Below are 23210 nucleotides of genomic sequence, written 5' to 3' on the forward strand. Positions count from 1 at the left end.
AGAAACAAACGGTTAGACGATTCGGGGGCCTCCCGGTGGACGGCGTACTGTTGTCGCCATGACCATCAAATTCGAGCGAATTGGCCATGCCCCCGAGCTGGTCGATTACCGCATCGCGTGGGACATGCAGCGCCGCGTTCACCATGACGTGACCGAAGGTGTGGCAGGCCCCGTTGTATTTCTCCTGGAACATGCGGCCGTTTACACGGCCGGACGCCGTACCGAACCGGAAGACCTGCCGGTCGACGGCACCCCCGTGATCGATGTCGATCGCGGCGGCAAGCTCACCTGGCATGGCCCGGGGCAGCTGGTCGGCTACCCGATCGTGCGGTTGCTGGACATGAAGGGCATCCGCGAATACGTCACGACCCTCGAAGAAGCCCTGATCAATGTTGCGTTGGATTACGGCATCGACGCCGTGCGCATCAAGGGACGCAGCGGCGTCTGGGTTGCCGGAACCAACGGCGGGCAGGACCGCAAGCTCGCCGCGATCGGCATCCGCGTCGACCACGGGGTGACCATGCATGGCTTCGCCCTGAACTGTTCCAACGACCTTGCACCATATTCACAAATCATCCCCTGCGGGATCACCGACGCCGGTGTCACAAGCATCAGCGAAGAAACTGGAACCACCATCACTCCAGCCGATGTCCTCGACCGGATCGAGCAGGAGCTACAAGCCCTGCTCAGCCCGATTGTGTCGTTGACGGCCACCACCCCAGAAGGAGCCCGATCATGAGTGCCGCACCCGAAGGTCGCCGCCTGCTGCGCATCGAGCAGCGAAATTCCGAAACACCTGTCGAGCGCAAGCCCGAGTGGATCAAGGCAAAGATCAACATCGGCCCCGAGTACGTGGGGCTGAAGAAGCTGGTCAAGTCCGAGGGCCTGAATACCGTCTGCGAAGAAGCGGGCTGCCCGAACATCTTTGAATGCTGGGAGGACAAGGAAGCAACCTTCCTCATCGGCGGCTCCGAATGCACGCGCCGCTGCGACTTCTGCCAGATCGACACCGGCAAGCCCCAGGCCGTCGACCGCGCCGAACCCTTCAAGGTCGCCATGAGCGTGAAGAAGATGGGCCTGCGCTACGCCACCGTGACCGGTGTCGCCCGCGACGACCTCGCGGACGAGGGAACCTGGCTCTACGCCGAAACCGTGCGCCGTATCCACCAGCTGAACCCGGGCACCGGCGTGGAGCTGCTGATCCCGGACTTCTCCGGCAAGCCCGAGTACCTGGACGAGATCGCAGCGTCAGCCCCCGAGGTCTACGCGCACAACCTCGAGACGGTTCCCCGCCTGTTCAAGTCCATCCGCCCGGCGTTCCGCTACGACCGCTCCCTGGATGTCATCTCGCAGGGCCGAGCCAACGGCATGATCACCAAGTCGAACCTGATCCTGGGCATGGGCGAGACCCGCGAGGAGATCTCCGAGGCCATCAAGGACCTGGTCTCGGCGGGCTGCGACCTGTTGACCATCACCCAGTACCTGCGCCCCACCGAGCGTCACCACCCGGTCGAGCGCTGGGTCAAGCCGCAGGAATTCGTGGAGCTGCAGCAGGAAGCCGAAGAGCTGGGCATCATCGGCGTCATGAGCGGTCCGCTGGTGCGTTCCTCGTACCGTGCGGGCCGGTTGTGGGCAGGGGCCATGCGCAAGAAGGGCCTGCCGATCCCGGAGGCGCTCGAACACATCGCCAGCTCCGGCGACACCCGCCAGGAGGCTTCCTCGCTGGTCGGCTCCTAGCCGGTGCCCGATCGCGTAGAATTGAATCACTATGGCCAAAAACACCGATAACGCCTCGTCCGAGGCTGCAAGTCCTAAGCGCGGACTGTTCTCGCGCAAGCCGAAGGCCGAAAAGGCCAACAAGGAACCGGGCCGGCTGAAACAGCTGGGCCAGGTCTTCCAGATGACCCGCAAGAACGACCCGATGGTCGTCTGGCTGATGCTTCTGGCTGCCCTGGGCATCCTTGTTGTGGGCCTGATTGTTGGCCTGCTGATCAACAACTGGATCACGGCGGTGCTGATCTCGCTTCCGCTGGCCCTGTTGGCGGCGACCATGATCCTTTCGCGTCGAGCCGAGAAGGCCGCCTTCAAGCAGCTTGAAGGTCGCCCCGGCGCTGCCGGCGCCGCCATGAGCGTGTTGCGCCGCGGCTGGATCCTGAAGGACGAGCCGGTGGCGGTGAACCCGCGCACCAAGGACCTGGTGTTCCTGGGCATTGGCCGCGCAGGCGTCGTGCTGGTCACCGAGGGCCCCAACGCCCGTGTTCGCACGCTGGTTGACGCCGAGCGCAAGCGCATGGGCCGCGTCCTTCCGAACGTCCCGATCCATGTGATCAACGCCGGAAACGACGAGGGCCAGACCCCGCTTGCCGAGGTCGGCAAGAAGATGAAGAAGCTTCCGAAGTCGATCACCAAGCTGGAGATCGGCGCCGTCGACAAGCGCCTGAGCACCCTGGGCAGCGCCAAGCTGCCGATCCCGAAGGGCATCGACCCGAACCGGGCACGACCCAACCGCAAGCAGATGCGCTAACGCCAACGCACTCCTTAACAAGCAAGGTGGGTGTTGGAACCATATTGGTTCCAACACCCACCTTCCTTGCTTAACGCGGTAGATGCGGTGCGGGGTGCCGGGACCTCGGCCTGCCACACATGCGCAATGTCCGGAGGAAGCGCTAGATGCGCACCAGGATCGTCTTGCCGAAGCGGTCGTGGTAGCCGCGCTGGTCGGAGTCGCTGAACAGGACCGGAATCACCAGGCAGATCAACAAGGTCCGGACGATGCCGGTCAGCGGCTTCACCGCGCTGCCATCCAGCCCCTGGACCTGCATGCCAAAGACGCGGTGTCCGATGGAGTGCCCGGTGACGCCGACAAACAGCATCTGGGTGACCGCGAAGATGATCAAGTTGGCGGTGGGGTCGGACTTGAAGAAGAACATCGAGATCAGCATCGCGATCCCCCAGTCCAACAACAACGCCGCGACACGCCGGCCAATGCGTGCGACCGATCCGGGTCCCTTTTCGGGGCGCCCCAACCGCTTGCCGGGCCATTCCTGGTTGCTTAGCTGCGGCGGGCCCTCGAGCCACGAGCCAAAATCTTTTCTTTCCACACCCCCAGCCTACCGGGGCAACCGCCGGGCGTCCGCGCCCAAAGTCCCCCTTTCGCACCCGGCGAGCACCCACCGACACACTTGGGGACAACAGTGTGATTTAGCTAACGCGCCTTTGGCCGGATTCCGCGTCCGTGTAACGTAACCGAAACAATCGAGACACAGGAGAGTAATCGCCGGGGGCTAGTGTTGATAACACAGGAAGAAAACGTTGGTAAACGTTTCACGGCACAGCACGCTAGTCGTCACAGCAGAAACCCCACACAGGAGTCCCTGACCATGTTCAAGAGTCCCGAAGAAGTCATCGCATACATTGCCGAAGAAGACGTCAAATTCGTTGACATCCGCTTCACCGACCTTCCCGGCATCCAGCAGCACTTCAACGTCCCGGCACGCACCGTCGACGCGGATTTCTTCATCAACGGACAGCTGTTCGATGCGTCCTCGATCCGCGGTTTCGCCGGCATCTCCGACTCCGACATGCAGCTGATCCCCGATGTCACCTCCGGCTACATCGATCCGTTCCGCCTCGAGAAGACCCTCGCGTTCAACTTCTCCATCGTGAACCCGCGCACCGGAGAGCCGTACCACCGCGATCCGCGCGGCGTGGCCGAGCGCGCCGAGTCCTACCTCTCCTCGACCGGCATCGCCGACACCGCATTCTTTGCACCCGAGGCCGAGTTCTTCATCTTCGACAACGTGCAGTACGAGTCCAAGCCGCAGGGCTCCTTCTACAAGGTCGACTCGATCGAGGCACCGTGGAACACCGGCAAGAAGGAAGAGGGTGGCAACCAGGGCTACAAGACCCCCTTCAAGGGCGGTTACTTCCCGGTTTCCCCGACCGACAAGCAGGCCGACCTGCGCGACGCCATCTGCCTGGAACTCGAAGCTGCCGGCCTTGAGGTCGAGCGCTCCCACCACGAGGTCGGCGCAGCCGGCCAGGCGGAAATCAACTACAAGTTCAACACGCTGACCCACTCGGCCGACGACATCCTGAAGTTCAAGTACATCGTCAAGAACGTTGCCGATGCCTGGGGCAAGTCCGCAACCTTCATGCCGAAGCCGATCTTCGGTGACAACGGCTCGGGCATGCACTGCCACCAGTCGCTGTGGGCCAACGGCATCCCGTTGTTCTACGACGAGAAGGGCTACGCCGGCCTGTCCGACACCGCCCGCTGGTACATCGGCGGCCTGCTGAAGCACGCCTCCGCAGTGCTGGCCTTCACCAACCCGACCGTGAACTCCTACCGCCGCCTGGTCAAGGGCTACGAGGCCCCGGTCAACATGGTGTACTCGCAGGGCAACCGCTCCGCAGGCATCCGCATCCCGGTCACCGGCTCGAACCCGAAGGCCAAGCGCATCGAGTTCCGCGCACCGGATGCCGCGTGCAACCCGTACCTGGCCTTCGCCGCACAGTTGATGGCCGGCCTCGACGGCATCAAGAACCGCATCGAGCCGGCGGATCCGATCGACAAGGACCTCTACGAGCTGCCCGCCGAGGAAGCCAAGGACATCCAGAAGGCCCCGGCTTCGCTGGACGAGGCCCTCGAGGCCCTGGAGAACGACTTCGACTTCCTGCTCGAGGGCGATGTGTTCACCGAGGACCTGATTCGCACCTGGATCGACTACAAGCGCGAATACGAAATCAAGCCGCTGTCGCTGCGCCCGAACCCGTACGAGTTCGAGCTGTACTACGGCTGCTAGCAGAACCACTCGGCTGAACGTGGTTTAGCCGGCGGGGAAACCGCACCCGAACGGGAGCCATGCACGAATCGTCCATGGCTCCCGTTTGTCATATGCCTACCGGGCCAGCTTCGCTTCCCGCACCACCGCCCAGGCATCCGCCACCGGCCCCAGGTGCCCGAGCTTCTCCGGGTTCAGCACCGTGTCAATGGCCCGGACCCTGCCGCCAAGGATTTCGATGGCCCAGGTGTTCACCACTGCTCCGTTGCGGTCCTTGAAGATCGCACCGGGCTGCCCGTTGATCTGCCTCGCCTCGACCTGTCCGCCGATGGCGCCGAAGCCCGTGGATATCGCCGCGAGCAGCCGGGCCACGTTCCGGGCACCGACGATGGTCTTTCCCCACTGCGGGGCCCTGCCGCCGCTGTCGCTGGCTATCCGGACATCCTCGGCCAGCAACGCCTGCAGGTTCCCGACGTCGCCATCCCGGAACGCGGCAAGGAAGCGGGCCGCCAGCTTGTCCCTCGCCTGCCCGTCGGTCTCGAATCGGGGCCTGCCCTCGTCCATGTGGCCCCTGGCCCGCACCGCGAGCTGGCGGCAGGCAGCGGCGGAGCGGCCCACCGCCGAGGCGATCTCGGGGAAATCAAAGGCGAACACCTCGCGAAGCACGAACACCGCGCGCTCCAACGGGCTCAGCCGCTCCAGCAGGAGCAACGCCGCCACGGAAATCGAGTCGTTCAGCTCCGCCGCACGTTCCGGATCCTGGTAGGGATCCTTGACCAGCGGTTCGGGGAACCACGTCCCGACATACTGCTCGCGTCGGACCCGGGCCGACTTCAAGACATCCAGGCAGAGCCTGGTGACCACGGCCGCGAGGAACGCCTTGGTCGACGCCGGTTCCGTGGGTGAAGCGTCGTAGCGCAGCCAGGACTCCTGGACCGCATCCTCCGCCTCGCCCACGCTGCCCAGCATCCGATAGGCGATGGAGAAGAGCAGCGGGCGCAGCTCCTGGAACTCCTCGGCCTTGCTCATCCGAATTCCTCCGCGAACCCCTGCCTCCAAGACGGGTGGATCAGCGTCCAGCCGAGCTCACGCTTGGCCTTCGCATTGGAGAAGCCCCGACCCTCGGTCATGATCCGCACGGCCAGCTCACCACCCAGGGGTCGGGCAAGCCAAGCCGGCACCCTCATCGGCGGCTTCGCGCCGGCGCACGCGGCCAGGTGGGGCAACCATTCCCTGGCGGGAGCCGGGTCGTCATCGACAATGTTGAAGATCCCTTGCGCCCGCTGCTCCATGGCCAAGACGGTAGCACTCGCGGCGTCGCCGAGGAACAGCCATGAGGTGTGGCCGGCACCGCCGCCCACCAGCGGGAACCGCCGCTTGCGCACGGGTTCCGCAAGGGCCTCGTTGGCTCCGGGCCCGTAGAGCCAGCCGTAGCGAAGCGCGGCACCGCCCGCCGCGACGACCGCTTCTTCCAGGTGCGCGATGGCCCTCATCCCCGATTCCGCCGCGGTTCCCTGGTGCCCATCCAGCGGGTCGTCCTCGGTCTTGACCCAGCCGTCTTCGCGCAGTCCGTTCCAGCTCGAGTAACTCTGCGTCATGACGTTTGTGACTCCGAGGGCGGCGGCCGCGGCCAGGAGGTGGTCGACCCCCTCGGTGCGCAGCCGGTTGGTGGTGGCGAACCACCTGTCGAAGTGCTTCATGTCCGGCTTGCCACCGTGGGCGACGGAGATGCCGGTCATCTGGTTGATGATCGCCTCGGGCCGTGCCGCGGCCACGGTTTGCCCCACCGATGCCGCGTCCAGCCCGTCCATGGCCACCGGCCGGGCACCCATGGAATGCAGCATCCCGAATTTTCCAGGGTCGGTGGTCGTTGCCGTCACGTGGTGGCCCCGAGCCACCAACAACGGCACCAGCGCCCGCCCCACCGCACCCGTTCCTCCTGCCACGAACACCCGCATGGCCATCACCTTCCCGTTCCAGGAGCCCTTCTCCTGCAACCAAGGACGAGATGGCGCCGCCGTTTGTGACACCGCGGGGGCGCGGCAGCGCGGCGAGCCCCGCGAAAAGTTCATTGCCTGGGTGTATCTCCAAGTGGTTCGACCGGCAGGCACGGAAAAGGCCCGCACGAATTCCGCCGCCTCGTGGTGACGCGGCGAGGTTCGTACGGACCGGTTCGTGTTGGTTTGGCGCCGGTAGCCGGCTACGACTTCTTGCCGTAGCGCTGGTGCACGGCCTGGCGGCTCACTCCCAGGCCCAGCGCAATGGCCTCCCAGGAGAAGCCTTCGGCACGTGCGCGGCGCACCAGGACGGATTCCTGCCGCCGGGCGTCGCGCTGGAGTTCGGCCACTGCCCGCAGGGCGTCAATCGGTCCGCCCTCGGCTTGTTCGAGCTTGGTCTTGGTCATCGGACACCTCGCCTTCCATTAATCAAGGTATCTTGACACCCGAAAGTCGTCAAGATACCTTGACGGGGAAATTGCGGCCCCGAGCCGAAAGGCGGTCAGCCCGCCAACGAGGTGAGCAGGAAGGCACAGTCCTCGTTGGCCACGACGTTGTGCACGGCATCGGGCAGCACGAACAGCCCGCCATGCTCGATCGTCTTTGACTCGCCTTCCCAGTTGACCACGATGGACCCGCGCAACACCTGAAGGGTCGCGGACTCCGGTTTTTCATGGTCGTTCAACATGGACCCGGCCAGCAGCGTGACCAGGGTGTGGCGCAGGCGCCCGTCCTTGAGCACCGCGATGGCGCTGCGCCCATTGTTCGACGCCGCTGCCTTCTCCCATTCCTTCGTGACAAGTTGGTCAAGTTCAGCGCTGGTGACGTGCATGGTTCTTTCCCTGCCCTTTCAAAGACAACAACAAACACCTGGCCTGGGCCGGTTCCCCCAGCCTAGTGGTCTTTATCCTAAGTTCGTCGGGGGTCCATGTCCGCCCAGGCGGTGGGGTCGTTGAAGTAGAAGCCGCAGGCGGTGTCGAGGGCTTCCTCGGCACTGCCCACCGGCAGCCCCGTGGGCAGCACCGAATCGTCGTAGTCGTCGTGGCTGGCGCGGTAGATGGCAAATCCCCAGATGTGTGCCGAGCCGCCGTAGCGCAGCCGGCATAGCTTCTGCACCATGGACTCCCCGTCCTCCTGGACCAGCGCGTCGACATAGGCGAACCTGGCCCGGAACCGCATCCGGATGTCGGCGACCTGGGGCCAGCGTTCGCGCGCCCGGATGGCCAGGCGCTGTTCCAGGGAGGACTTGGTCGAGTCGGGGATGGTGGCCATGGTTCGTATTCTTCCCCATTTTCCGCCGTTTGCACCCGCCTCCCGGCGGCCTGGTTGACGACGGGGCGGTGCGGGGTGGATAACGGAAACATGGCCGTGAAATCCCCGTTTCTGATCCATTTGAATCCCGCCGAGCAGGGGGTGCTGGGATACCGCGCCCGCGGCTCCAAGAGGCCCCACCGCGAGGTGGAGCGTGCCCGGATCATCCTCGCGGCGGCCCGCGGGGAACCGCTGGCACGGATCGCCGCCGCCCTGGGCGTGCACGTGGACACGGTCCGCAAGTGGTGCAAGCGCTTCGCCACCGAGGGGATGGCCGGGCTCAAGGACCGGCACCGATCCGGGCGGCCGCGGGTGTTCACCGCCGTGCAGGTCGCCGGGATCAAGGCCCTGGCGTGCACCCCTCCGACCGACAGGGGCCTGCCGTTGTCGCGGTTTTCCACCGGCGAGATCGTTTCCCTGGCCCGCGCCGAGCATCTGGTCCAGAGCATCAGCCCGACCACCGTCTGGCGGTGGCTGGACACCGATGCGATCAAGCCCTGGCAGCACCGCTCCTGGATCTTCCCCCGGGACCCCGACTTCGCGCTCAAGGCCGGACGCGTCCTTGACCTCTACGCACGCACCTGGAATGGGCAGCCGCTGGGGCCGGATGACTATGTGGTCAGCGCGGATGAGAAATCCCAGCTCCAGGCCCTGCACCGCCGGCACCTGTCCCTGCCGCCCGGACCGGGACGTGCCGAACGCATCGAGTTCGAATACTCCCGCGGCGGGACCCTGGCCTACCTCGCCGCCTATGACGTGCACCGGGCCCGGGTCGCGGGTTCCATCGCCCCGAGCACCGGCATCGCGCCGTTCATGGCGCTGGCCGGCCAAGTCATGGCCACCGAACCCTATGCCTCGGCCCGCCGGGTGTTCTGGGTGGTGGACAACGGGTCCTCGCACAACCGGGCCCCTCCGTCGCCCGGATGAGCGCGGCGTGGCCGAACGCCACTCTGGTGCACCTGCCGGTGCACGCCTCCTGGCTGAACCAGGTGGAAATCTACTTCTCCATCCTGCAGCGCAAGGCCATCGCCGGCGCCGACTTCCCGGACCTGGACGCCCTGGCCGAACGGATCATGGCATTCCAGGAGCGCTACAACGCGACGGCGGACCCCTTCGACTGGAGATACACCCGGCGCGACCTCAACGACTACCTCCACCGGCTGGCCGCGCACGAACCCGCGTTTGCCGCCTGACCCCCGACGAATTTAGGAAAAAGACCACTAGGGCTTTCAGTCCTCGAACCCATAGAAGTAGCGCTCAAAGACCTGCCGTGCCCGCCGGGTGGCCTTGAGGTAATCATCCTCCATCACCGAGGCCTCCCCCGGCGCATAGCCGCACCAACGGGCCACCGCTTCCATGTCACGCCAGGAATTGGGCAGGACATCGCTGACCCGTCCGGTGCAAATCAAACCGGCGCTCCTGATCCTGGTCGCCAGGGACCAGGCATGGTCCAGCAGCGCCACGTCCTCGGCCGGGATGATCCCGGCCTCGGCGATGGCTGCCAGCGCAGGGCGGGTCGAGGTGGTGCGCAGTGCCGGATGGTCCTTGGCGTGGCTCATCTGCATCAGCTGGACCAGCCATTCGACATCGCTGAGGGAGCCGCGGCCCAGCTTCAGGTGCCGCTCGGGCTCCGCGCCGCGGGGCAGGCGTTCGGCCTCCACGCGCGCCTTGATCCGACGGATCTCCCGGACCTGCTCCACACCCATCGCCTGCTCGTAGCGCAGGGGCCCGACCATTTCCATGAAATCGGCGGCCAGCTCCTCCGAGCCCGCCATGGGCGTGGCCCGCAGCAGCGCCTGCTGCTCCCAGATCTGGGACCAACGCCGGTAGTACTCCTCGTAGGCCGCCAGGGACCGCACCAGCGGCCCGCTCTTGCCCTCCGGGCGCAGCGCGGCATCGATCTCGAGCCGCGGTTCGGCCTGGATGGCCGGGACCATGGGCTTGCCCAGCAGGGAGCCCAGCGCGGTGGCGATGCGCAATGCCTGCTCCTGGGCGGCCTGGGTGTCGGAGCCCGCGAAGGCGCGCTGCACGAACATCACGTCGGCGTCGGAGCAGTAGCCGATCTCGTGCCCGCCCTGCCTGCCCATGGCGACCACCAGGAACTCGCCCAGCTGCGCGGTGGTCTCGAACTCGGTCCGCTGTGCCACTTCCAGGGCACCGCGCACCGCGGCGCGGTCGTTGTCGGTCAGCGCCTTGCCCACTTCATCCTGGTCGATGACGGCGGCGCCATCGGCCAGGGCGATGCGCAGGATCTCGCGCCGCCGGATCACCCTGATCAGCCGGATCGCCTGGTCCGGACCGAGATTGCGCTTGAGCTTCGAGGAAATCTCGCCCCACAGGGCCTCGTAGCCCAGGGGCTGAAGCAGTTTCTTGGACCCCAGCCAGGCGGTCGATTCCGGGGAGACCTCCAAGAGGTCGGTGATGAAGCGGGAGTTCGACAGCATCTTGCACAATCGCTCGGCCGCCGCGTTGGAGTCCCGCAGCATGCCCAGGTACCAGTGCGATTCGCCCAGGGACTCGCTCAGCCGCCGGAACCCCAGCAGCCCCGCATCCGGGTCAACGCCCTCGGCGATCCATCCCAGCAGCACCGGCAGCAGCTGCCGCTGCAGCGCGGCGCGGCGGCGCACTCCCCCGGTCAGCGCCTCGATGTGGCGCATGGCGGCCTTCGGGTCCACGTAGCCCAGGGCCCGCAGGCGCGACTGCGCGGCCTCCGGCGAGAGCCGCACCTCGTCCGCGGACAGGTTGGCGGCATTGGACAGCAGCGGGCGGTAGAAGATCCGCTCGTGCAGAAGCCGCACCAGCTTCTTGGTCTCGCCCCAGCGTTCCAGCAGCGCCGCGGCGGTGGACAGCTCGATGCCCAGGGTGGAGCGCAGCGCCCGGGCCAGCACGCGCTGGCCCGACTCCTTGTGCGGCATCAGGTGGGTCCGACGCAGGTTCACGAGCTGGATGCGGTGCTCGAGCACGCGCAGGAAACGGTAGGAGCTGTCGAATTTCCTGGCGTCGTCGCGCCCGATGTACCCGGCCAGGGAAAGCGCGGCGATGGCCCCGGTGGTGGAGCGCACGCGCAGCGTCTCGTCGACCCTGCCATGGACCAGTTGGAGCAGCTGGACGGTGAATTCGACATCCCGCAACCCGCCGGGGCCCAGCTTGATCTGGTGCGCCAGCTCGGCCGGCTTGATGTTTGCGGTGACCCGCCGGCGCATGCGCTGCACCGACTCGACGAATCCGTCGCGTTCCGAGGCACCCCAAACCAGCGGGGCGACCATGGCCTCGTAGGCGGCACCCAGCTCGGCGTCCCCGGCGATCGCCCGGGCCTTGAGCAGCGCCTGGAACTCCCAGGACGCGGCCCAGCGCCCGTAGTAGGCGGCGTGGGATTCCAGGGTCCGGCTCAGGGCGCCGTCCTTGCCCTCCGGGCGCAGGTTGGCATCGACTTCCCAGAGTCCCGGCTCGGTTCCGGAGGCGTCGATGGCCCGGGAGATTCCGGAGGCCAGTTCCGTGGCCACGGTGTGGGCCAGCTCCTCGTCGAGGCGTTCGGACGAGTGGACGTAGATGACATCGACGTCCGAGACGTAGTTCAGTTCGTGGGCGCCGCACTTGCCCATGCCGATCACCGCCAGGCGCACATCGGCTACGTCCTCGACGGAAAAGCGTGCGGCGGCCTCGGCCCTGCTGATGGCCAGGGCCCCCTCGATGGCGGCGGCGGCAAGGTCGGCCAGTTCCCGGCCGACCTCCGGCATCGCCTCGAGCGCATCGGCGGCACCGAGGTCGCGGTGGACCAGGGAAAGCAGCGCCCTGCGGTAGGCCACGCGCAGCACCCGGTAGCCCTCTTCGCCCGACACCCCTGCCACCGGCGGGATCGCGGAGGCCGGATCGGCGCCCACGGCGCGCAGCAACTGGGCACGCAGTTCCATCGCTTCGCGGCCCGCCATGCGTTCGGGGGCCGGGGTCCGAAAGACCTCCAGGCACCCGGGTTCGCGGATCATGAAGTTCGCCATCGCCCCGGAGGCGCCCAGCAGGCGCAGGAACCCCGGGGCGGTGCGCGGGTCGGCGACCAGTTCCAGCGCCGCAGGAGCATGCGGAACCAGGCGGATCAGCGACAGCAGCGCCTGGTCCGGGTCGGCGGCGTGGGCCAGGTGCCCCACGAGCGCCGCGTGGTCGACGCCCGCCAGTTCCTTGTCGCCCAGAAAACGCTTGGCCCGCTCCAGGTCGTCGAACCCGGCGGAAATCAACTGCCGCGTGGAGATCTGCACGAAATTCGCTCCCCCGTCGACCTAGAGGATCCCCAGGTAGCGGCGCAGCTCGAACGGGCTGACGTTCTGCCGGTAGGCCTCCCACTCGTCACGCTTGTTGCGCAGGAACGAGGTGAAGACCTGTTCGCCCAGGATCTCGGCGACCAGTTCGGATTCCTCCATGGCGCGGATCGCGTCGTGCAGGGAGCCGGGCAGCGGGTCGTGCCCGGAGGCGCGGCGTTCGGCGCTGCTCAGACCCCAGACGTCCTCCTCGGCCTGCGGCTCGAGCTCGTAGCCTTCCTGGATGCCCTTCAGCCCGGCACCCAGCAGGCAGGCGTAGGCCAGGTAGGGGTTGGTGGCCGAGTCGATGCCGCGGTACTCCACGCGGGCGCTCTGGCCCTTGCCGGGCTTGTACAGCGGCACGCGGACCAGGGCCGAGCGGTTGTTGTGCCCCCAGGACCTGTGGCTCGGGGCCTCCCCGCCGCCCCAGAGGCGCTTGTAGGAGTTCACGAACTGGTTGGTCACGGCCGTGAATTCCGGGGCGTGGTGCAGGATCCCGGCAATGAACTGGCGCGCCGTGTCAGAGAGCTGGAATTCCCGCCCGGCCTCGAAGAACGCATTGGTGTCGCCCTCGAAGAGGGAGAAGTGGGTGTGCATGCCCGAACCCGGCTCGTCCGAGAACGGCTTGGGCATGAACGTGGCGTAGATGCCCTGCTGGATCGCGACTTCCTTGATCACGGTGCGGAAGGTCATCACGTTGTCGGCGGTTTGCAGTGCATCGGCGTAGCGCAGGTCGATCTCGTTCTGCCCCGGGCCATTCTCGTGGTGGCTGAACTCCACGGAGATTCCCACGGCCTCGAGCATCGTGACCGCGGTGCGGCGGAAGTCCTGCGCGACGCCTCCGGTGACGTGGTCGAAGTATCCGCCCCGGTCAACGGGAACCGGGTAGCCGTCGGGGCCCAGCTCGGCGGAGCGTAACAAATAGAATTCGATTTCCGGGTGCGTGTAGCAGGTGAAGCCCATCTCGGAGGCAACTGCCAGCTGGCGCTTGAGCACGTGGCGGGGGTCGGCGGCAGCCGGCAGCCCGTCGGGGGTCAGGATGTCACAGAACATCCGTGAGGTCGGTTCGACCTCGCCGCGCCACGGCAGGATCTGGAAGGTGGAGGGGTCCGGCTGCAGCAGCATGTCCGATTCGTAGATGCGCGACAATCCCTCGATGGAGGAGCCGTCGAATCCCAGGCCCTCCTCGAAGGCGCCCTCGACCTCGGCGGGGGCCAGGGCCACGGATTTCATGGAACCAACCACGTCCGTGAACCACAGGCGCACAAAACGCACGTCTCGTTCTTCAATGGTTCTAAGGACGAATTCCTGCTGGCGATCCACGGCGGGTTCCTTCCACAAGGGGTTCTTTGGCGGCGGTTCCCGCCCCCACTGACTCACTTTATACGTTTTTGGGTTCATGACACGGAACGACCGCTTCACCTAGATGTGCATTAGTCTCTTGCCCATGAGTGCTCATCCTTCCACACCAGCAAGTCCGGCCTCCCCAGGCACCGCATCCGCCGCCCGCATCCGGCTGCACCACCTGCAATCGGCCAAGGACCAGGGTGCGAAGTTCGCGATGCTGACCGCCTACGACACCATGATGGCTTCCATCTTCGATTCCGCCGGCATCGAGGTGCTGCTGGTGGGTGATTCTGCGGCAAACACCGTGATGGGATACTCCTCCACGCTGCCGATCACCCTTGATGACATGGTCGTCTTCGCCAAGTCGGTGGTTTCCGGGGCCAAGCGCGCACTGGTGGTGTGCGACCTTCCCTTCGGTTCCTACGAGGTGTCGCCCGAACAAGCCGTGGCCTCGGCGGTGAAGCTGATGAAGGAGGGCGGGGTGCAGGCGGTCAAGCTCGAGGGCGGGGAGTACTTTGTCCCGCATGTGCGGGCGCTGGTCGCCGCCGGCGTGCCGGTGATGGCGCACATCGGCTTCACCCCGCAGTCCGAACATGCCCTGGGCGGCTACCGGGTGCAGGGCCGCGGCGATGCGGCCGACGCAATGGTTGCCGATGCCCAGGCACTGGAGGCCGCCGGCGCGTTTGCCGTGCTGATGGAAATGGTTCCCACCGAAACCGCAGCCCGGGTCGATGCCTCCCTGCACGTTCCCACCGTGGGCATCGGTGCCGGCGGCGCCACCACCGGGCAGGTGCTGGTGTGGCAGGACATGCTCGGGCTCGGCGCGGGCAAGGGTGCCCGCTTCGTGAAGAAGTACGCGGACCTGCGCTCGGTGGTGGCCGGTGCCGCCGCCGCGTACCACGACGAGGTCCTTGGCGGCGTCTTCCCGGGCCCGGAACACGAGTTCGGGCAGTAGCGGGCCCTCGCCCGCTCCCTTCCCTTAGTCCTCGTCTTCCTCGTCCGCCTCGTCCCACTGTTCGTTGCGTTCGCGCACCTTGCTCATGGCAAGTTCGGCCTCGGCCCGCGACCTGTAGGGGCCCAGGAGCTTTGACCAATCCGCCTGCGGACCGGACTCCACCTGGCCGGTGGTGATGTTGAACCAGAATTCGCCCTCGCCGGGCAATGCTCCACTCATCGGGACTGACCCACCTTTCATTCCTGCACCGTGACTCGGTATGCCCCCACCCTACCGCCGGGAGGCCGCGGGATGCCTTGCGAAACGGGAATGCCCCGTGGCTTGGGGTCCCGTCACACCGCTAGAATGGAAACCATGCCTTTAGCTTCAACCGCGCCCATTGGTTCCCTGGTTCCAGGGACCCCCACTCCGCAACGAACCGTCCCCGCCTCGATCCCCCGCCCCGAGTATGTCGGGCGCCCCGCACCGCGCAAGTCCGATGCCCCGGAGGTCCGCTCCCCCGAGATCATCGCGAAGATGCGCGTGGCCTCGAAGATCGCGGCCCAGGCACTGGCGGAGGTCGGCCGTGCCGTCGTCCCGGGTGTCACCACCGACGAGCTTGACAAGATCGGGCACGAGTTCCTGCTGGACCACAAGGCCTACCCCTCGACCCTGGGCTACCGCGGCTTCAGCAAGTCGCTGTGCGCCTCGATCAACGAGGTCATCTGCCACGGCATCCCCGACACCACCGTGGTGCAGGACGGGGACATCGTGAACATCGACATCACCGCGTTCATCGGCGGGGTCCACGGCGACACCAACGCCACCTTCCTGGCCGGGGACGTGGACGAGGAATCCCGGCTGCTGGTCGAGCGGACCGAGGAATCCCTGCGCCGGGCCATCAAGTCGGTCATGCCGGGCCGGGAGATCAACGTCATCGGCCGCACCATCTCCGCCTACGCAAAACGCTTCGGCTATGGCGTGGTGCGGGACTTCACCGGTCACGGCGTGGCAGAATCCTTCCATACCGGCTTGATCATCCCGCACTACGATGCCGCACCGGCCTACAGCCAGCTCATCGAAGAGGGCATGACGTTCACCATCGAACCCATGCTCACCCTGGGCACCATCGAGTGGGACATGTGGGACGACGGCTGGACCGCCACCACCAAGGACCGCAAGCGGACCGCACAATTTGAACACACCTTGCTCGTCAACGAGGACGGCGCCGAGATCCTGACCCTGCCCTAGCGCAGGGCACCACCCGCCCCGTCAAGTACCCGTTCGAGAAGGAATCCCAACCGCATGACACATAGCGCATCCACCCCGACTCCCCTGGCCATCGGCATCGATATCGGCGGCACCGGCATCAAGGGCGGCATCGTCGACCTCTCGATCGGGAAGCTGATCGGCGAACGCGTCCGCATCGACACCCCGCAGCCGGCGACCCCGGCCGCGGTGGCCGAGGTCGTGGCCAAGATCGTGGCCGAGCTCGATGCCCGCGGGGACGCCCCCGGCGCGGGGACCCCGGTGGGGGTCACCTTCCCGGCGATCATCCACCGCGGAGTGGCACGCTCGGCGGCCAACGTGGACAAGTCGTGGATCGGCACGGACGTCGATGCGTTGTTCACCGGGCAGCTGGGGCGCCCGGTCCATGTCATGAACGACGCCGACGCCGCGGGACTGGCCGAGGTGCACTTCGGTGCGGGCGTCGGTGTCGACGGGACGGTGCTGGTCATCACCCTGGGCACGGGCATCGGCTCGGCCCTGATCCACAACGGCGTGCTGGTTCCCAACTTGGAGCTCGGCCACCTGGAAATCGACTCGGCCATCGCCGAGGCCCGCGCCTCCGCGTCGGCCCGCGAACGCGACGACCTGTCCTGGGACGAGTACGCGGTGCGCCTGCAGCGGTTCTTCTCCCACGTGGAGTTCCTCTTCTCCCCAACCCTGTTCATCATTGGCGGCGGCATCTCCAAGCGCGCCGACGACTACCTGCCGCAGCTTTCTATCGCCACCCCGATCACCACGGCGAAGTCCAAGAACAACGCCGGCATCGTCGGCGCGGCACTGCAGTCGGCGCTTTCCTAGACCTTACGGGCACAAAAACAACGGCGGGCCGCCTGCCATCCCCAATCACGTTTCGGTGAAGGGAATGGCCGGGCGGCCCGCCGTTTGCGGTTGATGCCACGGGCCCCTGCGGGCGTTCCGGCCTAGCGGGCGCCCAGCGGGCGCTGGTGCCCCACCGGCCGGGTCTCGCGTTCGGCCCGCAGCTTGGCGATGGCCAGCTCGAAGTCCTCGAGCGACTTGAAGTCCTGGTACACGCTGGCAAAGCGCAGGTAGGCCACCTCGTCGAGGCGCTGCAGCGGGGCAAGGATCGCCAGCCCGACCTCGCGGGCGTTGATTTCCGCCGCTCCGCTGGAGCGCACCGCTTCCTCGACTTCCTGGGCCAGCACGGCCAGGTCGTCGTCCGTGACGGGCCGGCCCTGGCAGGCCTTGCGCACGCCGTTGATGACCTTCGCGCGGCTGAATGGCTCGGCCACCCCGGAACGCTTGAGCACATTCAGGCTGGTGGTCTCGGCGGTGCTGAACCGGCGTCCGCAGGCGGCGCACTGCCGGCGACGGCGGATCGCGGTGCCGTCATCGGTCAACCGGCTGTCCACGACGCGCGAATCGGTGTGCCTGCAATAGGGACAGTACATGGCACCCCTTCCTCGGGTCTTTTTGCCGGGCACATACGTGCCCGGGATCAGTTTAGGGCCATATATAGCCTAATCACAACAATGTGATTACCACATGTTGTGGTTGTACTCACAATCTGGCACCATGGCCGCCGGCTTGACCCGGTCGCCCTACGGGAAGCGGATGGCCACCGCATCCCCGTGGGCCGGCAGGTCCTCGGCGTTGGCCAGCGCGATCACGTGCGGTGCCACCGCGGCCAGGGCGGAACGGTCGTAGTCGATGACCTGGATGGCCTTCAGGAAGGTGTTTACGTTCAGCCCGGAGGCGAAGGCCGCGGTCCCGCTGGTCGGCAGGACGTGGTTGGAGCCGGCGCAGTAGTCCCCCAGGCTCACCGGGGCGTCGGGCCCGACGAACACGGCACCCGCCGCGGTGATCCTTGCGGCGTCGGCTGCGGCGTTGGCCGTGTGGATTTCCAGGTGCTCGGCGGCGTACACGTTGCACACCGCGATCCCGGCGGCGACGTCGTCGACCAGGATGATCGCCGACTGGTTCCCGCCCAGCGCGATGCGCACCCGCTCGGAGTGCTTGGTGGTGGCGCACTGGTTTTCCAGCGCCTCGCGCACCGCCTCGGCAAGCTCGGGGGAATCGGTGACAAGCACCGCGGCGGCGTTGGGGTCGTGTTCGGCCTGGGAGACCATGTCGGCGGCGATGAAGGCGGGGTTCGCCGTGGCGTCGGCAAGGATCGCGATCTCGGTGGGCCCGGCCTCGGCGTCGATGCCGACCACGCCCTTGACCAGACGCTTGGCGGTGGCCACGAAGAGGTTGCCGGGTCCGGTGACCACGTCGACGGGCTCGATGGCCAGCCCCGGGTCCATTCCCGCACCGGCCGGAACGCCGTAGGCGAAGGCGGCAATGGCCTGGGCCCCGCCGATGGCGTGGACCTCTCTGACGCCCAGCAATTGGGCGGCGGCCAGGATCGCGGGGTGGGGCAGCCCGCCGAATTCCTTCTGCGGGGGCGAGGCGATGGCCAGGGAGCCGACGCCCGCGGCCAGGGCGGGCACGGCGTTCATGATCACCGAGCTGGGGTACACGGCCAGCCCGCCCGGGACGTACAGGCCCACCCGGCGCACCGGGACCCAGCGCTGGGTGACGGTGGCACCGGCACCGTATTCGACCCGGGTCTCGCCGGGCACCTGGGCCGCGGCAAAGACGCGGGCCCGGGCAATGGATTCCTCCAGGCCCGCCCGCACCGTGGGGTCGAGCTCCTCCAGGGCCCGTTCCATGGCCTCTGCCGGAACCCGGGTGTGGTCCTGCTGCACGCCGTCGAACTGCTCGGCGAGCTCGGACAGGGCGGAAAATCCGTCGGTGCGCACGCGGCGGATGATCGATTCGACCGCTTCCGCCGCGGTGGCGAAGTTCAGTTCCGGGCGCGGCAGCACCGCCTTGAGGCTTGCATGGTCAAGGGCGGCACCTCGCAGGTCGAGGTCCTGGAGGGCGGAGAAGGTCTGGGGGCGTACGTTGGAAGTCACCACGCCAGTTTATCGCGCGCCGGGGCCCGGCGCGTCAGCCCTGGCCACAGATGACTTGGTCGTCGTAATCCCGGTGCCCCCGGCCCCATGTCCCTGTCCGCCGCCGGGCCCGGTGGCCTAGGCTTCTTCCAAGACCAAACCATCGACGGGCAAAGGAATCACTTCACCATGCGCGAGGCACACGGATCGACACAAATGCACGAGGGCAAGTCCCGGATCGTCATCACCCGCTTCGTGGAGGTGACCCCGCAGCGGCTTTGGGAAACCTTCACCGACGCCACGGCCCTGGCCGGGTGGATCGGGGTGTTGCGCACCGACGAGGCCACCGGCAAGCGCACCTTCTCGATGCTCGAGGGCGGGGCGGAATCGGATCCCGAGGAACTGGATATCACCCGGTGCCGGGCGCCGCACGAACTCGAGTACACCACGACAAGCAAGTTCGGCGGCTGGGGCATGGGCCTGGTGATCAGGCCGGCCGCCGGCGGGTGCGAGCTGGAATTCCACCAGGTGCTCGGTGATGCGGACGACCCGCGGAACATGGGGCCGGGCTGGGAGTACTACATGCAACGGGCCATCGCCCACACGCTGGGGGAAAACCCCGACGAGGTGGCGTGGGACGAGTTCTATCCCGCGCTGGCCGACGCCTACGCCGCGGCGCCCGGGCAGCAGTAGCCGTGCCGGTGCCGCAGCCGCGGCGCAGCCGGGACCCGTACCCTAGCCGTCCAGGCAGGTGGGGCCCAGCAGCACCTTCAGGTCCCCGAAGAGCGCCGAGTTCGGGTTGACCCGGTACTCCAAGCCCAGGCGCACCAGCGAGGTCCCGCGGGTGCTGTGCAGCTTAACGCGCACCTCGGTGGTGCCCTGGTGCACGCGCAGCACGTCGCCGAGCGCGGAGATGACTTCCTCGGTGGCCTTGTGGTTGGCCATGGAGATGACCACCGGCCCGCCCTCGCCGTCCTCGCTGATCTCCGGGACCGTGAGTTCCTGGGCGTTGAGCGTGATGGAGCCGTCGTCGCGTTTCTGCACCCGGCCCTTGACCACCACGATCAGGTCCTCGGCCAAAACGTTGGCAATGGGCGCGTAGGCGTTGCCGAAGAACATGGTTTCCATGGACCCGGAAAGGTCCTCGATCTCGCAACGCGCATACGGGTTGCCGGATTTCTTGGCGATGCGGCGCTGCAGCGAGGTGATCATGCCGCAGATGGTGACGGTGTGACCGTCCTGCGGCCCATCCTCGGAGAGCACCTGGGTGACGGACATGTCGGCGTTCTGGGCCAGCAACCCGCCCAGGCCCTTGAGCGGGTGGTCCGAGACGTACAGGCCCAGCATGTCGCGTTCGAAGGCGAGCTTGTCCTTCTTTTCCCAGTCCGGGAGATCCGGCACAGCCACCGTCATGCCCGCCGCGGCGGTGGGGTCGTCGAACGCGCTGAACAGGTCGAACTGGTTGGCCGCCTCGTTGCGCTTGACCGCAATGACCGAATCCACGGCCTCCTCGTGGATGGCCACCAGGGCGCGGCGCGCGTGGCCCATGGAGTCGAAGGCTCCGGCCTTGATCAGGGATTCGATGGTGCGCTTGTTGCAGACCACCGCCGGGACCTTCTGCAGGAAATCGGCAAAGTTCTCGAACTTGCCCTTTTCGTTGCGGGCCTCGACCAGGGCGTTGACGACGTTGGCGCCGACGTTGCGGATCGCGCCCATGCCGAAGCGGATGTCGGTGCCGACCGGGGTGAAGTTCAGCGCCGATTCGCTCACGTCCGGGGCCAGCACGGTGATGCCCATGTGCCGGCATTCGTTGAGGTACATGGCCGTCTTGTCCTTGTCGTCAGCGACGGACGTCAGCAGGGCTGCCATGTATTCGGAGGGGTAGTGGGCCTTGAGGTATGCGGTCCAGTAGGAGATGACCCCGTAGGCGGCCGAGTGCGCCTTGTTGAAGGCGTAGTCGGAGAAGGGAAGCAGGATGTCCCACAGGGCCTTGACGGCCTCCATGGTGTACCCGTTGTCCAGCATGCCCTGGGAGAAGCCGGCAAACTGCTTGTCCAGTTCCGATTTCTTCTTCTTGCCCATGGCGCGGCGCAGGATGTCTGCCTGGCCCAGCGAGAAGCCGGCCAGCTTCTGCGCGATGGACATGACCTGCTCCTGGTACACGATCAGGCCGTAGGTTCCGCCCAGGATCTCCCGCAGCGGCTCCAGGAGTGTCGGGTGGATCGGGGTTTCTTCCTGGAGCTTGTTCTTGCGCAACGCGTAGTTGTTGTGCGAGTTGGCGCCCATCGGGCCCGGGCGGTAGAGCGCGAGCACCGCGGAGATGTCTTCGAAGTTGTCCGGGCGCATGAGCTTGAGCAGCGAGCGCATGGGCCCGCCGTCGAGCTGGAAGACGCCCAGGGTGTCGCCGCGGGCCATCAGCTCGTAGGCGCCGGCGTCGTCCAGCTCCAGGCGCTCGAGGTCCAGGTCCACGCCCTGGTTCGCCTTCATGTTTTCCAGGGCGTCGGAAATGATGGTGAGGTTTCTCAGGCCCAGGAAGTCCATCTTGATCAGCCCCAGGCCTTCACAGGTCGGGTAGTCGAACTGCGTGATGACCTGGCCGTCCTGGATGCGGCGCATGATCGGGATGACGTCGATGATGGGGTCCGAGCTCATGATGACACCCGCGGCGTGCACGCCCCACTGGCGCTTGAGCCCCTCCAGGCCCTTGGCGGTCTCGAAGACGCGCGCGGCTTCCGGGTCGGTGGCCACCAGCTGGCGGAAGTCCCCGGCCTCGGAGTAGCGCTTGGACTTGGGGTCCTCGATGTCGTTGAGCGGGATGTCCTTGGCCATGACGGCCGGGGGCAGCGCCTTGGTCAGCTGCTCGCCCATGGAGAAGGGGTAGCCCAGCACGCGCGAGGAGTCCTTCAGCGCCTGCTTGGTCTTGATCGACCCGTAGGTCACGATCATCGACACGCGTTCGTCGCCGTACTTCTCGGTGACGTACCTGATCACTTCCGAGCGGCGCCTATCATCGAAGTCGACGTCGAAGTCGGGCATGGAGACGCGCTCGGGGTTCAGGAAGCGTTCGAAGATCAGCCCGTGGAGCAACGGGTCCAGGTCGGTGATGCGCATGGCGTACGCGACCATGGAACCGGCACCGGAACCACGTCCCGGTCCCACGCGGATGCCGTTGTCCTTGGACCAGTTGATGAAGTCGGCCACGACCAGGAAGTAGCCGGGGAAACCCATCTTGATGATGACGTCGAGCTCGTAGTCCGCCTGGCGGCGTACGTCGTCCGGGATGCCGTTGGGATAGCGGTAGTGCAGCCCGGTGTCGACTTCCTTGATCAGCCAGCTGGTCTCGTCCTCCCCGGGCGGGCAGGGGAAGCGCGGCATGTAGTTGGCGCTGGTGTCGAAGGAGACCTCGGCGCGCTCGGCGATCAGCAGCGTGTTGTCGCAGGCGTCGGGCATTTCCCTGAACAGGTGGCGCATTTCGGCCGGGGACTTGAGGTAGTAGCCGGAACCGGAGAAGGCGAAGCGCGAACCGCCCTGGTCGTACGTCGGCTCGTCCAGCGTGGACCCGGAGTTGATGGCCAGCAGGGCCTCGTGGGCCGGGGCGTCGTGCTCGTGGGTGTAGTGCAGGTCGTTGGTGGCGAGCCGCGGGATGTCCAGTTCCTTGGCCAGGCGCAGCAGGTCCTGGGTGACCCGGCGTTCGATGTCCAGGCCATGGTCCATGAACTCGCAGAAGTAGTTTTCCTTGCCGAACAGGTCCTGGAATTCGGCCGCGGCCGCCTTGGCCTCGTTGTACTGGCCCAGGCGCAGCTTGGTCTGCACCTCTCCGGAAGGGCAGCCGGTGGTGGCGATGATGCCCTCGTGGTACGTGTTCAGCAGGTCGCGGTCAAGGCGCGGGTACTTGCCGAAGACCGAGTCGAGCGAGGCGATGGAGGAGGCCTTGAACAGGTTCTTCATGCCGGTGTTGTTGTAGCTCAGCAGCGTCATGTGGGTGTAGAGGCCGCCGCCGGAGACGTCGTCGCGGCGCTGGGACTCGTCGGTGCGCCATTTCACGCGGGTCTTGTCGTCGCGCGCGGTGCCCGGGGTGACGTAGGCCTCGATGCCGATGATCGGCTTGACGCCGGCGGCGGTTGCCTTGGACCAGAAGTCGAAGGCACCGAACAAATAGCCGTGGTCGGTGGTGGCCAGGGCGGTCATCCCGAGCCGGTTGGTCTCTTCAAAGAGTTCTGTCAGGCGCGCAGCACCGTCAAGCATTGAGTATTCGGTGTGCGTGTGAAGGTGTACGAATCCATCGCGATTTGAGCTAGCCACCGATCCAGTCTAGGCCGTTGCGTCAAGCAATGCTGGCCAATCGAACCGGATGTGAATAG

General features: G+C 66.6%; 23 protein-coding genes. 11 read left to right on the forward strand and 12 right to left on the reverse strand.

Annotated elements, in window-relative coordinates; genetic code table 11:
- The first annotated feature begins 58 nt into the window (after positions 1–58).
- The 3 genes from lipB to JOF46_RS16195 are packed head-to-tail and all read left to right on the forward strand — an operon-like array spanning position 59 to position 2524.
- On the forward strand, positions 59–739 hold the full coding sequence (gene lipB, locus JOF46_RS16185; protein ID WP_209908806.1) for a lipoyl(octanoyl) transferase LipB: 681 nt from the start codon (positions 59–61) through the stop codon (positions 737–739).
- Complete coding sequence (lipA, locus tag JOF46_RS16190; RefSeq protein WP_209908809.1) at positions 736–1737, forward strand: lipoyl synthase; 1002 nt, start codon at positions 736–738, stop codon at positions 1735–1737. The genes lipB and lipA overlap by 4 nt, the downstream gene beginning before the upstream one ends.
- Positions 1738–1768: 31 nt before the next feature.
- Positions 1769–2524 (forward strand): DUF4191 domain-containing protein, encoded by a 756-nt coding sequence (locus tag JOF46_RS16195; RefSeq protein ID WP_209908811.1) that lies wholly within the window; start codon positions 1769–1771, stop codon positions 2522–2524.
- A gap of 142 nt (positions 2525–2666) precedes the next feature.
- On the opposite strand, the gene JOF46_RS16200 is transcribed toward JOF46_RS16195, so the two are convergent.
- A complete protein-coding gene (locus JOF46_RS16200; RefSeq protein ID WP_209908814.1) occupies positions 2667–3101 on the reverse strand; it encodes an RDD family protein in 435 nt (144 codons plus the stop codon).
- Positions 3102–3380: 279 nt separating this feature from the next.
- Between JOF46_RS16200 and glnA (JOF46_RS16205) the strand changes: the two genes are divergently transcribed.
- Entirely contained in the window at positions 3381–4805 is a 1425-nt protein-coding gene (gene glnA, locus JOF46_RS16205; protein ID WP_209908817.1) for a type I glutamate--ammonia ligase, read from the forward strand.
- A gap of 96 nt (positions 4806–4901) precedes the next feature.
- On the opposite strand, the gene JOF46_RS16210 is transcribed toward glnA (JOF46_RS16205), so the two are convergent.
- Together JOF46_RS16210 and JOF46_RS16215 are read right to left on the reverse strand one after the other, a co-directional pair.
- Entirely contained in the window at positions 4902–5813 is a 912-nt protein-coding gene (locus JOF46_RS16210; RefSeq protein ID WP_209908819.1) for an RNA polymerase sigma-70 factor, read from the reverse strand.
- On the reverse strand, positions 5810–6742 hold the full coding sequence (locus JOF46_RS16215; protein WP_209908821.1) for an NAD-dependent epimerase/dehydratase family protein: 933 nt from the start codon (positions 6740–6742) through the stop codon (positions 5810–5812). The genes JOF46_RS16210 and JOF46_RS16215 overlap by 4 nt, the downstream gene beginning before the upstream one ends.
- Between JOF46_RS16215 and JOF46_RS16220 the strand changes: the two genes are divergently transcribed.
- Entirely contained in the window at positions 6741–6932 is a 192-nt protein-coding gene (locus JOF46_RS16220) for a hypothetical protein (protein ID WP_209908823.1), read from the forward strand. The two genes, JOF46_RS16215 and JOF46_RS16220, sit on opposite strands and share 2 nt — an antisense overlap.
- A gap of 52 nt (positions 6933–6984) precedes the next feature.
- On the opposite strand, the gene JOF46_RS16225 is transcribed toward JOF46_RS16220, so the two are convergent.
- The 3 genes from JOF46_RS16225 to JOF46_RS16235 all read right to left on the reverse strand — a co-directional run bounded on the left by JOF46_RS16225 (position 6985) and on the right by JOF46_RS16235 (position 8053).
- Entirely contained in the window at positions 6985–7188 is a 204-nt protein-coding gene (locus tag JOF46_RS16225) for an AsnC family protein (RefSeq protein WP_209908825.1), read from the reverse strand.
- A gap of 95 nt (positions 7189–7283) precedes the next feature.
- Positions 7284–7613, reverse strand: a complete 330-nt coding sequence (locus JOF46_RS16230; RefSeq protein ID WP_209908827.1) for a cupin domain-containing protein — start codon at positions 7611–7613, stop codon at positions 7284–7286.
- Positions 7614–7690: 77 nt separating this feature from the next.
- Entirely contained in the window at positions 7691–8053 is a 363-nt protein-coding gene (locus tag JOF46_RS16235) for a hypothetical protein (protein WP_209908829.1), read from the reverse strand.
- A 96-nt stretch (positions 8054–8149) separates the two neighbouring features.
- On the opposite strand from JOF46_RS16235, the gene JOF46_RS16240 reads away from it, so the two are divergent.
- Positions 8150–9019 carry an IS630 family transposase gene (locus JOF46_RS16240; RefSeq protein WP_209908831.1) on the forward strand — a complete coding sequence of 290 codons (870 nt, stop codon included), beginning with the start codon at positions 8150–8152 and terminating at the stop codon, positions 9017–9019.
- A complete protein-coding gene (locus JOF46_RS16245; RefSeq protein WP_209908835.1) occupies positions 9016–9285 on the forward strand; it encodes a transposase in 270 nt (89 codons plus the stop codon). The genes JOF46_RS16240 and JOF46_RS16245 overlap by 4 nt, the downstream gene beginning before the upstream one ends.
- Positions 9286–9321: 36 nt before the next feature.
- Here JOF46_RS16245 and JOF46_RS16250 read toward each other — a convergent pair whose 3' ends face one another.
- Together JOF46_RS16250 and glnA (JOF46_RS16255) are read right to left on the reverse strand one after the other, a co-directional pair.
- Complete coding sequence (locus tag JOF46_RS16250; RefSeq protein ID WP_209908838.1) at positions 9322–12342, reverse strand: bifunctional [glutamine synthetase] adenylyltransferase/[glutamine synthetase]-adenylyl-L-tyrosine phosphorylase; 3021 nt, start codon at positions 12340–12342, stop codon at positions 9322–9324.
- 21 nt (positions 12343–12363) lie between these two features.
- Positions 12364–13704 carry a type I glutamate--ammonia ligase gene (gene glnA / locus JOF46_RS16255; protein ID WP_209908841.1) on the reverse strand — a complete coding sequence of 447 codons (1341 nt, stop codon included), beginning with the start codon at positions 13702–13704 and terminating at the stop codon, positions 12364–12366.
- Between the two features lie 124 nt (positions 13705–13828).
- Here glnA (JOF46_RS16255) and panB point away from each other — a divergent pair, with 124 nt between their 5' ends.
- Positions 13829–14683, forward strand: a complete 855-nt coding sequence (panB, locus tag JOF46_RS16260) for a 3-methyl-2-oxobutanoate hydroxymethyltransferase (protein ID WP_245348160.1) — start codon at positions 13829–13831, stop codon at positions 14681–14683.
- 24 nt (positions 14684–14707) lie between these two features.
- Here the strand turns inward: panB and JOF46_RS16265 are convergent, their stop codons facing one another.
- The gene (locus JOF46_RS16265; RefSeq protein ID WP_209908847.1) at positions 14708–14902 is read right to left on the reverse strand and encodes an SPOR domain-containing protein; all 195 of its coding nucleotides are present in this window, start codon (positions 14900–14902) and stop codon (positions 14708–14710) included.
- A 135-nt stretch (positions 14903–15037) separates the two neighbouring features.
- Here JOF46_RS16265 and map point away from each other — a divergent pair, with 135 nt between their 5' ends.
- The gene (map, locus tag JOF46_RS16270; protein WP_209908851.1) at positions 15038–15913 is read left to right on the forward strand and encodes a type I methionyl aminopeptidase; all 876 of its coding nucleotides are present in this window, start codon (positions 15038–15040) and stop codon (positions 15911–15913) included.
- 54 nt (positions 15914–15967) lie between these two features.
- Positions 15968–16750, forward strand: coding sequence for a polyphosphate--glucose phosphotransferase (gene ppgK, locus JOF46_RS16275; protein WP_209908854.1), 783 nt, complete (start codon positions 15968–15970; stop codon positions 16748–16750).
- Between the two features lie 122 nt (positions 16751–16872).
- Here the strand turns inward: ppgK and nrdR are convergent, their stop codons facing one another.
- Positions 16873–17361 carry a transcriptional regulator NrdR gene (gene nrdR, locus JOF46_RS16280; RefSeq protein ID WP_113760932.1) on the reverse strand — a complete coding sequence of 163 codons (489 nt, stop codon included), beginning with the start codon at positions 17359–17361 and terminating at the stop codon, positions 16873–16875.
- A 150-nt stretch (positions 17362–17511) separates the two neighbouring features.
- The gene (gene hisD / locus JOF46_RS16285; protein ID WP_209908857.1) at positions 17512–18870 is read right to left on the reverse strand and encodes a histidinol dehydrogenase; all 1359 of its coding nucleotides are present in this window, start codon (positions 18868–18870) and stop codon (positions 17512–17514) included.
- Between the two features lie 168 nt (positions 18871–19038).
- Between hisD and JOF46_RS16290 the strand changes: the two genes are divergently transcribed.
- On the forward strand, positions 19039–19542 hold the full coding sequence (locus JOF46_RS16290) for an SRPBCC domain-containing protein (protein ID WP_209908860.1): 504 nt from the start codon (positions 19039–19041) through the stop codon (positions 19540–19542).
- Positions 19543–19584: 42 nt separating this feature from the next.
- Here the strand turns inward: JOF46_RS16290 and dnaE are convergent, their stop codons facing one another.
- Complete coding sequence (dnaE, locus tag JOF46_RS16295) at positions 19585–23151, reverse strand: DNA polymerase III subunit alpha (protein ID WP_209908863.1); 3567 nt, start codon at positions 23149–23151, stop codon at positions 19585–19587.
- Positions 23152–23210: the final 59 nt, after the last annotated feature.

Origin of the sequence: Paeniglutamicibacter psychrophenolicus, from assembly GCF_017876575.1 — a bacterium.
Taxonomy (GTDB): Bacteria; Actinomycetota; Actinomycetes; order Actinomycetales; family Micrococcaceae; genus Paeniglutamicibacter; species Paeniglutamicibacter psychrophenolicus.

What these genes read in the sequence shown, in the direction of transcription:
- lipB (WP_209908806.1), top strand. Translation starts at nt 59, where the DNA reads ATGACCATCAAATTCGAGCGAATTGGCCATGCCCCCGAGCTGGTCGAT.
- lipA (WP_209908809.1), top strand. Translation starts at nt 736, where the DNA reads ATGAGTGCCGCACCCGAAGGTCGCCGCCTGCTGCGCATCGAGCAGCGA.
- JOF46_RS16195 (WP_209908811.1), top strand. Translation starts at nt 1,769, where the DNA reads ATGGCCAAAAACACCGATAACGCCTCGTCCGAGGCTGCAAGTCCTAAG.
- glnA (WP_209908817.1), top strand. Translation starts at nt 3,381, where the DNA reads ATGTTCAAGAGTCCCGAAGAAGTCATCGCATACATTGCCGAAGAAGAC.
- JOF46_RS16210 (WP_209908819.1), bottom strand. Translation starts at nt 5,813, where the DNA reads ATGAGCAAGGCCGAGGAGTTCCAGGAGCTGCGCCCGCTGCTCTTCTCC.
- JOF46_RS16220 (WP_209908823.1), top strand. Translation starts at nt 6,741, where the DNA reads ATGGCCATCACCTTCCCGTTCCAGGAGCCCTTCTCCTGCAACCAAGGA.
- JOF46_RS16215 (WP_209908821.1), bottom strand. Translation starts at nt 6,742, where the DNA reads ATGCGGGTGTTCGTGGCAGGAGGAACGGGTGCGGTGGGGCGGGCGCTG.
- JOF46_RS16225 (WP_209908825.1), bottom strand. Translation starts at nt 7,188, where the DNA reads ATGACCAAGACCAAGCTCGAACAAGCCGAGGGCGGACCGATTGACGCC.
- JOF46_RS16230 (WP_209908827.1), bottom strand. Translation starts at nt 7,613, where the DNA reads ATGCACGTCACCAGCGCTGAACTTGACCAACTTGTCACGAAGGAATGG.
- JOF46_RS16235 (WP_209908829.1), bottom strand. Translation starts at nt 8,053, where the DNA reads ATGGCCACCATCCCCGACTCGACCAAGTCCTCCCTGGAACAGCGCCTG.
- JOF46_RS16245 (WP_209908835.1), top strand. Translation starts at nt 9,016, where the DNA reads ATGAGCGCGGCGTGGCCGAACGCCACTCTGGTGCACCTGCCGGTGCAC.
- panB (WP_245348160.1), top strand. Translation starts at nt 13,829, where the DNA reads ATGAGTGCTCATCCTTCCACACCAGCAAGTCCGGCCTCCCCAGGCACC.
- JOF46_RS16265 (WP_209908847.1), bottom strand. Translation starts at nt 14,902, where the DNA reads ATGAGTGGAGCATTGCCCGGCGAGGGCGAATTCTGGTTCAACATCACC.
- map (WP_209908851.1), top strand. Translation starts at nt 15,038, where the DNA reads ATGCCTTTAGCTTCAACCGCGCCCATTGGTTCCCTGGTTCCAGGGACC.
- ppgK (WP_209908854.1), top strand. Translation starts at nt 15,968, where the DNA reads ATGACACATAGCGCATCCACCCCGACTCCCCTGGCCATCGGCATCGAT.
- nrdR (WP_113760932.1), bottom strand. Translation starts at nt 17,361, where the DNA reads ATGTACTGTCCCTATTGCAGGCACACCGATTCGCGCGTCGTGGACAGC.
- JOF46_RS16290 (WP_209908860.1), top strand. Translation starts at nt 19,039, where the DNA reads ATGCGCGAGGCACACGGATCGACACAAATGCACGAGGGCAAGTCCCGG.